Origin of the sequence: Leptolyngbya sp. GGD, from assembly GCF_026735145.1 — a bacterium.
Classification (GTDB): domain Bacteria; phylum Cyanobacteriota; class Cyanobacteriia; order Leptolyngbyales; family Leptolyngbyaceae; genus Leptolyngbya; species Leptolyngbya boryana.
Window position 1 is genome coordinate 179723 of the sequence record NZ_JAPQKE010000009.1, and the last position, 12055, is coordinate 191777.

The 12055-nt window shown below is 43.0% G+C and carries 14 protein-coding genes and 4 pseudogenes; 15 read left to right on the top strand and 3 right to left on the bottom strand.

Annotation, left to right across the window (positions count from 1 at the left end; all coding sequences use genetic code 11):
* The first annotated feature begins 37 nt into the window (after positions 1-37).
* The 4 genes and pseudogenes from OU814_RS27505 to OU814_RS27520 all read left to right on the top strand — a co-directional run bounded on the left by OU814_RS27505 (position 38) and on the right by OU814_RS27520 (position 2066).
* Positions 38-760: a hypothetical protein gene (locus OU814_RS27505; RefSeq protein ID WP_268242786.1), complete on the top strand. Its 723-nt coding sequence runs from the start codon at positions 38-40 to the stop codon at positions 758-760.
* A gap of 64 nt (positions 761-824) precedes the next feature.
* A pseudogene (locus tag OU814_RS27510) lies at positions 825-1016 on the top strand (RHS repeat-associated core domain-containing protein); the annotation flags it as partial.
* A 69-nt stretch (positions 1017-1085) separates the two neighbouring features.
* On the top strand, positions 1086-1628 hold the full coding sequence (locus OU814_RS27515; protein ID WP_268242788.1) for a hypothetical protein: 543 nt from the start codon (positions 1086-1088) through the stop codon (positions 1626-1628).
* 51 nt (positions 1629-1679) lie between these two features.
* Positions 1680-2066, top strand: a complete 387-nt coding sequence (locus OU814_RS27520; protein ID WP_268242789.1) for a hypothetical protein — start codon at positions 1680-1682, stop codon at positions 2064-2066.
* Positions 2067-2225: 159 nt separating this feature from the next.
* Here OU814_RS27520 and OU814_RS27525 read toward each other — a convergent pair whose 3' ends face one another.
* Entirely contained in the window at positions 2226-3125 is a 900-nt protein-coding gene (locus OU814_RS27525) for a DUF4351 domain-containing protein (protein WP_268242790.1), read from the bottom strand.
* A 118-nt stretch (positions 3126-3243) separates the two neighbouring features.
* On the opposite strand from OU814_RS27525, the pseudogene OU814_RS31405 reads away from it, so the two are divergent.
* The 11 genes and pseudogenes from OU814_RS31405 to OU814_RS27575 form a co-directional block, all read left to right on the top strand.
* Positions 3244-3462, top strand: a pseudogene (locus OU814_RS31405) (RHS repeat-associated core domain-containing protein); the annotation flags it as partial.
* Positions 3463-3480: 18 nt separating this feature from the next.
* Positions 3481-4149, top strand: a complete 669-nt coding sequence (locus OU814_RS27530; RefSeq protein WP_442786158.1) for a scabin-related ADP-ribosyltransferase — start codon at positions 3481-3483, stop codon at positions 4147-4149.
* A gap of 4 nt (positions 4150-4153) precedes the next feature.
* Entirely contained in the window at positions 4154-4591 is a 438-nt protein-coding gene (locus OU814_RS27535; RefSeq protein WP_268242791.1) for a hypothetical protein, read from the top strand.
* A 17-nt stretch (positions 4592-4608) separates the two neighbouring features.
* A complete protein-coding gene (locus OU814_RS27540) occupies positions 4609-4863 on the top strand; it encodes a hypothetical protein (protein WP_268242792.1) in 255 nt (84 codons plus the stop codon).
* Between the two features lie 130 nt (positions 4864-4993).
* A pseudogene (locus OU814_RS27545) lies at positions 4994-5209 on the top strand (RHS repeat-associated core domain-containing protein); the annotation flags it as partial.
* A gap of 42 nt (positions 5210-5251) precedes the next feature.
* Entirely contained in the window at positions 5252-5848 is a 597-nt protein-coding gene (locus tag OU814_RS27550; RefSeq protein ID WP_442786159.1) for a toxin glutamine deamidase domain-containing protein, read from the top strand.
* Between the two features lie 14 nt (positions 5849-5862).
* Positions 5863-6147: a YrhB domain-containing protein gene (locus tag OU814_RS27555; RefSeq protein ID WP_268242793.1), complete on the top strand. Its 285-nt coding sequence runs from the start codon at positions 5863-5865 to the stop codon at positions 6145-6147.
* 108 nt (positions 6148-6255) lie between these two features.
* Positions 6256-7134: pseudogene (locus tag OU814_RS27560) on the top strand (RHS repeat-associated core domain-containing protein); the annotation flags it as partial.
* A gap of 12 nt (positions 7135-7146) precedes the next feature.
* Positions 7147-8169, top strand: a complete 1023-nt coding sequence (locus OU814_RS27565) for a hypothetical protein (protein ID WP_268242794.1) — start codon at positions 7147-7149, stop codon at positions 8167-8169.
* Between the two features lie 73 nt (positions 8170-8242).
* A complete protein-coding gene (locus tag OU814_RS27570; RefSeq protein ID WP_268242795.1) occupies positions 8243-9196 on the top strand; it encodes an RHS repeat-associated core domain-containing protein in 954 nt (317 codons plus the stop codon).
* 19 nt (positions 9197-9215) lie between these two features.
* A complete protein-coding gene (locus OU814_RS27575; RefSeq protein ID WP_268242796.1) occupies positions 9216-10037 on the top strand; it encodes a hypothetical protein in 822 nt (273 codons plus the stop codon).
* Positions 10038-10194: 157 nt separating this feature from the next.
* Here OU814_RS27575 and OU814_RS27580 read toward each other — a convergent pair whose 3' ends face one another.
* Complete coding sequence (locus OU814_RS27580; protein ID WP_268242797.1) at positions 10195-11001, bottom strand: hypothetical protein; 807 nt, start codon at positions 10999-11001, stop codon at positions 10195-10197.
* Between the two features lie 85 nt (positions 11002-11086).
* Positions 11087-12013, bottom strand: coding sequence for an RHS repeat-associated core domain-containing protein (locus tag OU814_RS27585; RefSeq protein WP_268242798.1), 927 nt, complete (start codon positions 12011-12013; stop codon positions 11087-11089).
* Between the last annotated feature and the right edge of the window lie 42 nt (positions 12014-12055).

Here is a 12055-nt window from a genome sequence, read left to right on the forward strand (position 1 = left end):
TTTAAGATTTCGTGAGGTCTAAAGGAGTAAATTAGGGATGGGTAGTTCGTATGCAAATACTGTGTTGTACAAGGTAGAGCAAACTGAAACAGTTCAGGCTCTCTTCGAGATGGGACGAGTCGCCTATGTTTCTCCTAGCTGCAACAATTTTGTAGTCGTCTACGATCAAGATATGGCATCACCTTATGAAGCCAATCTAGAACGTTTAGAGCAGTTGAGTCCACAATCTCGAAGTTTGTTACATCAACATCATGGCAGCCCATATCAATCTGTGTCTGCTGTTCTAGCAGGGGTCTTGTCGGAAAAGCTAAGTTGTCCTGCTCTAAGTGTTGTTGTGCATGATAGCTCCCAACTTTGGTACTGTCTTTGCCAGAATGGAGAGGTTTTGGATGAATATGAAGAGGGTACTACAACACTAGGAAAACCTAGAGTGATGTGCGAAGCCTTTGAACTCTACACACCCGAATTGATTCAGCAAATTGAAACCGTTCTACGTAAATCTTATTGCGATATTAATAATTCGCATCAATCAACAACCCCTAGACTCAACACTCTTTTAGAGTGCGATGGATACGAGGATGCAATGATCCGGCATGAGGCACTTGCGAGAGTTTTAGGAGTTTCCCCCTGTTGGACAGTAGGTTCTGACTATAGAGCCATAGTAATGGGAGATATGGAAGCGTTCTATGAAGATGTTTGCTTCGAGGAAGATGGGCAGCTAGTTTGGGAAGAGGCACAATTACAGCTTCGACATAGCTAATTGAAAGCCACACCAATTTTGCCAGAGGTTATGATGTAATCCCATATTCTCCTCAAAACGCACATTGTGCTCCCATTATGATGCCTTTGGAAATGGAGTTAAGAGCGAGGGGACGATCGCGAACAAGTATCAGTTTGCGGGTGAGCAGTTTGATCCGGGTTTGGGCGATTACTACCTACGGGCGCGATATTACGATTCCTCAATTGGGATCTTGAGCTCGCGAGACACTTGGGAAGGAGAACTTCAAGATCCTCGGACGCTGCATAAGTACGGGTATGCAGCCAACAATCCTGTTAGCCATATCGATCCAAGCGGAAACTCCTTCATGGCGTTATTTTTAGAAGCACCCACTGTTGCTTACATAACTTACGCTGCTTTTACCCTAACAGCCTATTACGCTGCGGTTAACTCAGTCAATCTAGTGACAGCATTAAGCACTGTTGCCTCTGAGGCGATGATAGCAGCATCTCATATGAGTAGCGAGATGATGGGCGCCGCAAGTCAGGCTCTTACTATCTTGAAAGAGGAAGTTAACAAGGAACTCAGAAAGCGCAAGAATGAGTTAGACAAGTGGCAGTTAATTCTTCAGATGCCTTCAGGAACAACACGCCTGCCTGAGATCTACACACCCCCAATAAGCTCAAGTGCTTTCATTGTGAAACAGTTTGAAGGCGATAAGATGAGAGTACTAGGTGCTAGACTCAAACAAAGAAGTGGTCCTATCAACGAATTGATTGCTAGGGTAGACTATCATCCTATACCCAAAGCATTTCCTAATCATCCCTACACCATACACTATCATCTTGGTTCAAATAGCAACAGCCATCGCCATTATGTTCTCTATCCAGAAAACAAAATTGTTGATTGATGTGAATATGCTACTAGATTCTGTCCTGAGCCATTAAGCGGAACGTCTTTAATGTCAAATAGTGCAACATTTGAACTGGAAACGGCTGTAGAAATGGAAACTGTGACGGATAGAGTCTCCCGATCATGGCATGGTTTTGGATACGATGTATCCGTTTACAGTTATCCCGAGTTTAATAATAGAATCTTTTGCACTCTAGATTATGTATACGGTTACCCAGAGGAAGAAGCGATGCTTCGCGAGGTGGTAGATTATTTGCTGAGCATTGCTTCTATGCAAAAGATTTACTACTATCGATGTGCAGATTTTGCGCCCCTACCTGATGATGCTTTTCCAACCCCAGAGATTACAGTAGATGATTTATTTCAGGAAGAATTTAGACCATCTTTAGGAGCGTCAATCATGCAGAAATTTTTGCTTCATACAACTTACGCTTGATTAGACGAAAAGTAGGCTTACAGCCTATGCAAAAGCTAAGTTCAAGCTCTTGATTTTTCTCTAAACGCACAATCAACTTCCGGTATGTTGATTGGAGCGATCGCGTTGTGATGACCTGCCATTCTTTCTGATTGACTTGTTTTCCGCAGAACGATCGCCCTAATTTTGCTGTTCATGCAACCAAGTCATGAGGTCGCTCACAACCGTAAAATTCAGCAAGGCGATCGCTAACCTTCCCAGTTGGTCGAGATTGAGCGCAGAAATTTGGGCGTTCGCCTCATCGGGCAAAGCCCCAAATTTCTGCTCAAGCTGGAGCAAAATCAGCGATCGTGCCTGATGGCGTGCGCCCTCTGCTTGACTGCGGGTTTGAGTTTCCGCTTCCCATGCCAAAAATGCTTCAGACAGTGCCATGATTTCCTCCCGCTCTGCAAAATCTACCAGTTCACCTAAATCGATTCTAACCTTCCAGCTTGCCAGTAGGCGCAAAACGTTGCCACGTCGAGGATGATCGATCGGTAGTGCCAATACCTCTCGAATCGCTCGTTCTTGGGTTGCCCCACGTCCCAAAACTCGCAACCATAAAGTTTCCTCGACTTCAGGGAGCTGATCGATCGCCACGATTGCCGTTTTCAAAATCCCCGCTAAAAAGTAAACTCCTGGCATCCAATCTGATTTGGCTTTCACCTCTGCCTCTTCGAGCAACGGTCGAGAGGTTGTCGCTGCCAGAATCCAAAGTTGAGGCAGTGCATCTTCAGCAAGTTCATCTTGTTGCGCTTTGCGACGTTCATCTTCTTGCACCCACACTAACTTCATGATGGATACTCGCACCTCCGTTCGCGTCGGCACATTGCGATAGGGTTCAAACAGACAAGGCTTCCCTACCATGCGTCCCAGCAGTCCTAAATCCGGTGCAGGCAGTGCATCAGAATTGGGAACGAACCAGAGGTCTGCAAACTTTGCTTCTCCTGGAATTTCGTACTGTCGTTGCACGGTGCCAAGGGGAGCCAGAAACTCCTCCAAATATTGCTTGGATAACTGATCAAACGAATTTTGTGCCATGCGATCGCTCTCTGGCTTGAATAGAGCGCTTGTATTATATGCTTTTTCGCTTCATCTTCTCCGATTGCGCTTCTAACTTTACTCAAAACTCCCGTTATGCTCCCGTTATGATGCTTTCGGTAATACGATCGCTCGGACAAGCACTATTAGTAGCAAATATGGCTTTGCGGGTGAGCAAATTGATCCGAATTTAGGCGACTACTATCTGCGGCAGCGATACTACGACCCAGAAAATGGGCGATTCTTGCGGCAAGACACCTACGAGGGTAGGCAAGGCGAACCGTTCACTTTACATAAGTACATTTACACGCATAATAATCCGGTCAATGCGATCGATCCGACTGGGTTATTCACAATGGGAGAGATCAGTGCAGCTAATAATATTCGCAATGTTCTAGCTCAAGGGCAAGCTAGCAGCTCCACCTACCTTTTCTCCTCTGCTCAAAAAGGCAGTAGTTACAGTGCAGGGGATTTTCTGAAAGACCTAGCGCAAGAAGCAATGGGTGAACTCTTTCCAATCCTCAGCCTATTTCTTGGAGCTTTTGGAATAGGATCTGGCATTGGCAGTGGGACAGGCGGAGGGCAGTCTACAATGATAGCAAGCGGAGATCCACAACCAGAGTGGATTTTTCGTGGCGATGGTAGATCTCCAGATGAGGTTTTCCGAACTGGTCTAACAGCCCGTGACCAGAGTACTCCAGTCACTACTCAGGACTTCATAGATCATGCAGACGGCAGACAGAGAGACTTGAACGCTATTGTTTCAACCTCCAAAGACATCAGGGTTGCTAAAGATTGGGGGGCAGGCAACGCACAAGGTTCAACGGGATGGGTTTATATTATTAGAAATCCAGGTGATGGTTTTGATATTAACCAAAACACGGGAAGAAATTATCCAGACCAAGAAGTCTCATTTGCACATCGTATTCCTCCTCAGTACATCATTGCAGCCAAACCAATTGATACTTCAACAGAACGATTTAGAGGTCGAATTCTAAAGAACAATTCTTTCAGGCGGCGTTGATATTATGATTTCTGATGTACCCATTCTTCATGCAGCTAGTCGCTCACTTTACACTCATCCAGCGAGGCTTGAGTATGACAAATTCATTGCTTACGCAGATGATTCGCTTTGTCATCTTTCCTTTTCTCATCCTGAAGTTCAAGCACACGAAGTCCAAGGCGTAGATATCTTTGAATGTCTAAATAAATTAAGAAGAATTCTTCAGGATGAATATGGTCTCTATCTCTCATGCGCTGGATCAAGAATCGATACCTATTCATCAGGAGCAGCGCGCAATATGTCAGGTGGGCGGGTCTTATTTATCTATACTCTTGGTCAATATCCTACTCGATCAAATGAAGTACGAATATTTGATCCAGCACCTCCTGAAAAAGTAGGAAGTTTGGAAGAGCAACAACGCTATCATGATGACTGGCTAAAAAGTATAAACTTGATTTCGTAAACTGGTAGATAATCGAAATGGAGCAACAAGAGTTTCTAGAGGAGATGCAACCCTCTGACGCTGCTATTCAAGCAGCTAAACAGAATCCTGGAGGCTGGGTATATCAGATTGATAAAGAATACTTTGAAAGTCAGGCTGTTCCTCCAGAGGCGATAGCAGGTGCTTGGCAAGTTAACCTAGCTGGTGAAATTGTTGGAAAGTTTATTCCAAATCCTAGTTATCGACCCAAATTGTCCCGTGATACATCGAATGATGAAGTAGTGGAGGAGTAAGAAATGATAATTCTTGTAAAGATGCTTTGACATTCACTGCTTGTTTCTTCTCTTGTGCCTCAGTAATGACATTGTAATCGTGATTCTATTCTCTCGATAATGCACATTCAACTCCCGTTATGATGCCTTCGGCAATGGGGTCAAGAGTGAGGGGGCGATCGCAAATAAATATTTGTTTGCGGGAGAGCAATATGACTCAAATCTGGGTGACTATTATCTACGTCAACGGTATTACGACACTGAGATAGGGAGGTTTACAAGACAAGATGATTATGAAGGTAGATTAAGCAATCCTCTGACACTGCATAAGTACATCTATGCCAATGATAATCCTACCAATCTAATTGACCCTAGCGGATACTTCTCTCTGCTGAGCCAGGCAGTAATTATATCTGTACTAACTAGTTTGGCAGCAACAGCACTTGCAGATCTCGTCTTTCCCGAGCCTCTTAATACTCCAACTTCCCCTACTGATAAAGGTTACAACTCCAGCCCCTGGAAACTTCCTTTCGCACTGCTTGTAGGGTTCTCTCTTGGCTATGCAGTGCAATCAGCAATGACCAGATCAGTTATTGCCGCAGCACCAGACGAGTTAGCAGGTTCAATTCGTGGTGTTAATCCTGGCTTTCCAGCAGCGGGTAGAAATAATAATTGCGTTAACTGCTCGATTGCCACAGACTCGATGCTAGCAGGTAGACCTGCAAGTGCCCTCCCTGGTAATGTAACTCCAGTCAAAGTTCTTGAGGAATTTTATGGCTCAAAATTTATATTTATGCAGTCCAGTGAGGCAATTGAAGAATCTCTCAAAGCAGCAGGACCTGGTTCAAGAGCAATCATTTATGGAGACCGGGCTATGCCTGGTCAAGTGAATCACGTATTCAACGCAGTCAATCAGAAAGGAGTCATTCGATTTTTGGATGGGCAAACTGGTCAGCCTGCCGACTTAGTTCCCTATAAATATGTTTGGATGTTGCGGACAAATTAATTCAGGATAAAACTATGCTTGATAAAGAATCTGCTCAGCAATTTGTTTTAAAGTATATTAACGATAACTATCATATTGCTGATGATGAGTTAGTTGTTGTAGACGAATACACGATTGAGAAAGAGTATGGATGGGTCTTCTTCTATGAATCAAAACGGTACTTAGAAACGGGATCTTTTTCTGATCGGGTCCTTGGTAACGTGCCTATTCTTGTAGAAAAGCAGGGAAAACTACATCCCTTTGGCTCAGTACGTTCTGTTGAGGAATACTTGATTGAGTATGAGAACTCAAGAAGTTAGAAGCTAATCTACTGATTACTTAGTAGATCAATGACCGTAGCTTTTGAGCTTCGCAATTACACCTAATTCTCCTCGAAACGCACATTCAACTCCCGTTATGATGCTTTCGGAAATGGGGTCAAGAATGAAGGCGCGATCGCAAGCAAATATCTGTTCGCAGGTGAGCAATTTGATCAAAATCTTGGTGACTATTATCTAAGACAGAGATTCTACAATTCAAATGCAGGTAGGTTTGGACGCATGGATACCTATGAAGGGTATCAAACTAAACCTATCAGCTTGCATAAGTATGTCTACGCTGATGCAAATCCTACTCTCTGGACCGATCCGACTGGCTTCATGTCATTGAATGAGACGGTATCTGCAAGGCAAATTATGGATATCCTCTCTACTTCTATAAGGACTGTTGATCGTTTCCTAAATACGCTTGACAAAGTAACGTCAACTGTAGATTTAATCAGTGCTCTGTATCAAGGATTTCAGTTGATGTCGAACCCGTTGCTAATGACACGAGAACTTGCAAAGAGTGTTCCGAGGCAGATTGCAGAGATTCTAAATCCTGATTTTCTTGAAGAAGCATCGGTAGCATTGAGGCAAAACTCTGGCAGGATCATTTCGAGCGTTATTACAAAGCAGTTCCCTGTGGAAAGAAGCAAGGTAAGTGCCTACCTGAAAGATAAGCAATCAAGCTTCGCGATTTATGCCCCATCTATCCTAGACATTGCTGGAGGCGCATCAATTCCAACAGGCATTAAAGTAAAAGGGAAGTCGGTTGCAATCACCACCAAGAAAACAGAAATGATAAGTAGAAACTTTGCGGATCGATTAATTGGTGTAGGAATGATGAAGCAAGGAAGAGATTATCAATTCTTCAGAATGGACTATGGGGCATTCAATCACCCTAATGGCTCAGATAACAAAAATTATGATGTTTGGCAAGATTCTGGTGGTCGTTTCCACTTCCATGTGCCCAAGAATCCTAATTAAACCGAGGCTTTTATGGACTTCATAGCATTTTTTCAGTACGAGAATTTTACTGTTCTCCAAGATGCCCTGCATCTACTACAGAAACGCACTTCTTCTGAAGTATGGGTTCAAGCAAGGGAGAGCAAGATCAACCTTACGACAGTTCCCAGCCATCCTGAGATACTCTCGCTAATTGACGACCGCTTCTTATGTCCACAAGAATGGATTGCTTACAGTGAAAAATCTTCTAATTCAACTTCACTATTACCCATAAAGCTTCCTTTGCTAAATGGAACGTCCATAAAGGATGTTAACGATCTATTCCGATTTCTAGCGCAACAGTTCAAATGGTGTGTATTCACATGGGGAGGTGTAGAGAGTTTACTGATGCTCTGCTTTTTGACTTCAGATTCATACTTTCTGGATTCTTTCTCAGATTGTTACACACAGTCAATTCAGAGTAAGACTGCTTATGCAGCAAGTAACATCCTCATATCAAAATACTCGGTCTCACAAAAGTTCTCACACGCTATTCGCGTATTGCTGCTTGATCTTGCTTTTGAAGATTTGGGACCAAGAATTTGGCAGGCTTGTGATTGTGAATTAAGTCCCCCCTGGATTGTGACTAGCCAGGTATTTTCCGAACTAGGCGAATTTAGGGAAGTTTGTGACTTGAGCTTCTTTGTTGAGGGGAGTGGTTCGAGGCAAATGCGTCGTCGCCATCTAAAAATTATTGAACCTCAAAATATTCAATCATTTAGTAAAATATGCTCCGTTTCCTACTCGAATTACAACAATACGACGATTGCCATACCTTCAGATGTAAATCTTGCTAATTTAGAACTTATATTGTCTAGGACTGAGTTGTATGACTGCGACAATCACGACCTTCAATGGGTCGATGAGATTACAAGTTATTTTGCCTGGTTTTATGGCATAAGCCGAGACTATAGGGATAGTCAATATTCGCTTTTCATGTCAAAAGATCCATCGCTGATCGAAAGAGTTGATTCACTAGAATTAGATGACAGTTATAAGCTCATTTCTTGCTTTTAGACAATCGTCCTATTCATTAGCCTTTGCTCAACTAATCGACGTTTTTTATTTAGTACAAATGTATTAACTGCGCTTGCCTTGCAAGCGCACATTCAACTCCCGTTATGATGCCTTTGGAAATGCGATCGCTCAAACGCAAACAGTAAACAGTAAATATGGGTTTGCGGGTGAGCAGTTTGATTCAAATTTAGGCGATTACTATTTGCGCGATCGATTCTACGATCCACAAAATGGTCGATTTCTGAGACAAGACGTTTACGAAGGTAAAAAGCGTAAACCATTGACACTGCATAAATATAGCTATGCACATAATAATCCAACGAATTTAACTGATCCTAGTGGATTCACTCCACAACAAGATGGTGACATCATTCACTCGAAAATTGGGTTACATTTCATTCGAGAAGTAGGAATTACAGAAACGGATAATCCAATGACAGATCCGCCTTCCTCGCGATCTAGAGATAGAGGAAATGTGATGTTCACCAGAGAGCGAGTATACGATCCTAGAACTCCCTACACTAGAGGCAATAGACCGAGCCTTGGGCGCGTTATTAAAACTGCACTTGGTAATCCAAGCCATCCTGGCGTTAGAGGGTACAATGGCAGCGTGTACCCGGATTTGGTAGATTTTGCAAACCATGAACTCTATGAGATTAAGCCCGCTCGTAATCAACAACAAATTCAAAGTGGAATCAACGAATTGACTACAGCAAGAAATGCACTTCACGGGCTGGGATTAACTGACTGGCACTTAGGGGATGATTACGTTCCCCCAACACTCATGTCTTTGGCGTGGGTTTTTGATAATTTTGCAATGAATTTCACTCGCCAAGAAGGTAGAGGTAATGCTTGGTCAGGAAAGTTTGCCATTGTGAGAAGTCAACAACCAGGAATCATTGTCTACGACATCATCAATCCGCGAATTGGTGACATACTATCCGCATCGTTAGCTGCATACGCTATCTCTCAGGCTATTAGTCAATATCTAAATCGTCTTGTTTTGACTAGAGGGTTTTTTCTGTAGGGAAAATGTCCATTCACAGGTGCTTGAAGAAATTGCTCATTGTAGTTTGATGCAAGAAAAGAGGTTTTTAGTAATGGGAGTACAATATTCAAACATCATTCTTCACGACGTTGATCAAGAGGAGGTTGTTAGATATTTAACAGAGAGAGGGCGAAAAGCCTATGTATCTCCAACAATTGGTCGAATAACAGCAGTGTACGATGAGGCATTAAATGGTTTTGAGGCATCAGAGCTGGCTGAATTAAAGAAGTTGGACCAGTCTGCTGAGACTTTGTTGCGTCAATATCATTACGGAAATGAAGCTGTGTTAGTCTGTCTTACTTCTCACCTCTCAAGGCAGTTTGACTGTGTTGCCCTCGGTACTTTCGTAAACGATGGTCACAGTCTCTGGTATCACCTTCGTGAAAATGGTGCTTTGCTAGATGAGTATACAACTCATGCATCTCCTGATTGGAAAGTAGGAGAGTTTCCTAACACTGTAACTGGTGTTCAAATTAAAGGGGGTAATGCTGGAAAAATTTGTCGTGCTTTTCAAGTTTTGGAGGCTGTCGAACAGGTAGAAATAATCCTACGCAAACCAAACGGAAATTCGCAGATTCCTCTTCATGCTACTAATCGTTATCAAGCACTACTTCAGACTGAAAACTACTGGTCTCCTATCTTTAGACATGAAGCATTGGCTAGAGCGTTGAAAATACGTCCTTGTTGGACGGTCGGCATAGACTATAAGTGCATTGTATACGGCGATGTATCTGCCTGCTTTGAGTTTGACGATGACGATCCTTCGCTTGATGAAGTTTTTCAAGAAATGAAATCGTCATTTATTCCTAGCAAGGATTGAATAGTTCCTGTGTGAATCTTTGTTGAAGCCCAATCGTAACTTGATTTCCTGCCTGCGCACGCTCAGTTCTCTCCATAGTCTGTTTTGGCAAATCAGCCAGAGTAAGGGCGGGATCGCGAAGAAATATTGGTTTGCGGGTGAGCAGTTTAATTTGGGGCTAGTCGTTGGTATTTAACCACATTTTTAGCCCTTCATGTGCGCTAATTGCTCTTTCAGAAGAGATATTTTCAAGAGCGTTTAATCTACAACGCACCTGGTTCAAGATTACAGAAGGTTTCATGTAATACAAAGTGGACAATCCATTCAAAAGAGTATCTATCTTCATGGAATAATCAGCGATATCAGTATCAGAGCCATAAACCTCTATGTATCTCTCAAAGTCAGCAATTCCTTCCGATAATGTTTTCGGATTGTTGGCTCTTAGAGTTTCTGCAAATAAACCATCGTTTCTTCTAATAACATTTTCGCTGAAACGCAATCCTCCACGCTCGAAACTTTCTACAATTGAATTCATCATGCAAGTAATACTGTCGTACCGTAGAACACATTCGCCAACCGAATCAACATAAACGATATGAGCTTCAGTTTGATAATCACGACCCAGCGTGATTCCCCAAAAAACGCGACCGCATGATACTAAAGGTAAGACGTTATATCCTTTGTAAGTCGGTGGATTATCATCACACCAGTCCCAATTCTTCTCCGCAGCAACCATCTCGATCGTATTGAAGTGGAACGGCGCAAAAGAATAACAATTGAAATCAGGATGTCCGTTGAAATCAGCATAGCCATTCCGCCATTCATAAAGCAGATAAAAGTCTGGTGGTAGCTCATGCTGCAATGTACCCAAAACCGACTGAAGTTCTGTTGAAGAAATTCCTGGAACAAATTTCTCAGCAAAATCGGGTATAAATTGCTGAAAATAATGCAGAAAAGCGTTTCCTACTTCTGGTAATTTTTTCATGAGAAAGATGGTCATGGTTTTCTTACTAGCAGTACATCTTTGCATGAGCAAGATGCTATTCACTTTTACGGCTTATGCAGAATGATCAGCGGGGACCGTAAACATTAACGATTTGAGCATTTCTATCTAGACCAAAAGAAATACCTAGTGCAGGAACAGGAATGTTTAAGAACCAGCTTCTACTCTGGTTAACCTCAAACTGAGCAACATCTGCACGATCCCAGAAAGTTTTCAGCCACCGTCCCTGCCGACGGTTAGTGTTAAGACTCAGTTGATGGACAGAGACTCGACCCGCATTGTAATTAGTCTCACCGCCCTCGATTACCTTGGCATAAGGAAATTCATCACGATCGTTGAGTGCTGCGTTGAGATTTTGCCCTTGCGGTATGCCGCGTAACCATGCTCGATCGTGTTCATTCTTGGAACGACGTAGAGCAGGTGATATCGGTAATGAAAAGCCTGTGCCGCTCTCATTGCCATGAGTATAGCCATATCCCATAACTGCCCGGAATTGGTGATCAGTTGTTTCAGCCACATCATTACCCCAAAAAACGACAGAAATACCAAACTGCCTGTTTAAATTTCTTGCCATTGCCATTGAAGTCGCTGCTGCAAGAGCAACCGATCCAGCAAGTGCTACTGCGATAGCAATCATATTACTACGAGTAGTTTGATAGAGTCGCGCTGCCGCAGGTAATCGGTAAGCTGCTTCTAAATCCGCTCGAATTTTCTCTGTTGCTGTGTACTCCCCAATGAACAATCCTGAAGGGTCTGTGTTTGTGATTGGGTTAGCAGCAGCGTAGACGTATTTGTTCAAATTCTTCAAATCTCCTAGCCCTGCTTCGTAGGTATCCATTCTGCCAAAGCGTCCCGTCTGGACATTGTAGAATCGCTGCCGGAGATAGTAATCACCCAAATTCTGATCAAACTGCTCCCCTGCAAACAGATATTTATTCGCGATCGCCCCCTCTTTCTTGCTTATATTTCCAAAGGCATCATAACGGGAGCACAATGTGCAAGCGCAAAATTAGATACGAACTTGTTAATAGTAAGA

Bases quoted from the DNA above. Each gene is read 5' to 3' on its own strand.
- OU814_RS27580 (WP_268242797.1), bottom strand. From the start codon at position 11,001: ATGAAAAAATTACCAGAAGTAGGAAACGCTTTTCTGCATTATTTTCAG.
- OU814_RS27525 (WP_268242790.1), bottom strand. From the start codon at position 3,125: ATGGCACAAAATTCGTTTGATCAGTTATCCAAGCAATATTTGGAGGAG.
- OU814_RS27565 (WP_268242794.1), top strand. From the start codon at position 7,147: ATGGACTTCATAGCATTTTTTCAGTACGAGAATTTTACTGTTCTCCAA.
- OU814_RS27530 (WP_442786158.1), top strand. From the start codon at position 3,481: ATGGGAGAGATCAGTGCAGCTAATAATATTCGCAATGTTCTAGCTCAA.
- OU814_RS27520 (WP_268242789.1), top strand. From the start codon at position 1,680: ATGTCAAATAGTGCAACATTTGAACTGGAAACGGCTGTAGAAATGGAA.
- OU814_RS27555 (WP_268242793.1), top strand. From the start codon at position 5,863: ATGCTTGATAAAGAATCTGCTCAGCAATTTGTTTTAAAGTATATTAAC.
- OU814_RS27515 (WP_268242788.1), top strand. From the start codon at position 1,086: ATGGCGTTATTTTTAGAAGCACCCACTGTTGCTTACATAACTTACGCT.
- OU814_RS27540 (WP_268242792.1), top strand. From the start codon at position 4,609: ATGGAGCAACAAGAGTTTCTAGAGGAGATGCAACCCTCTGACGCTGCT.
- OU814_RS27505 (WP_268242786.1), top strand. From the start codon at position 38: ATGGGTAGTTCGTATGCAAATACTGTGTTGTACAAGGTAGAGCAAACT.
- OU814_RS27535 (WP_268242791.1), top strand. From the start codon at position 4,154: ATGATTTCTGATGTACCCATTCTTCATGCAGCTAGTCGCTCACTTTAC.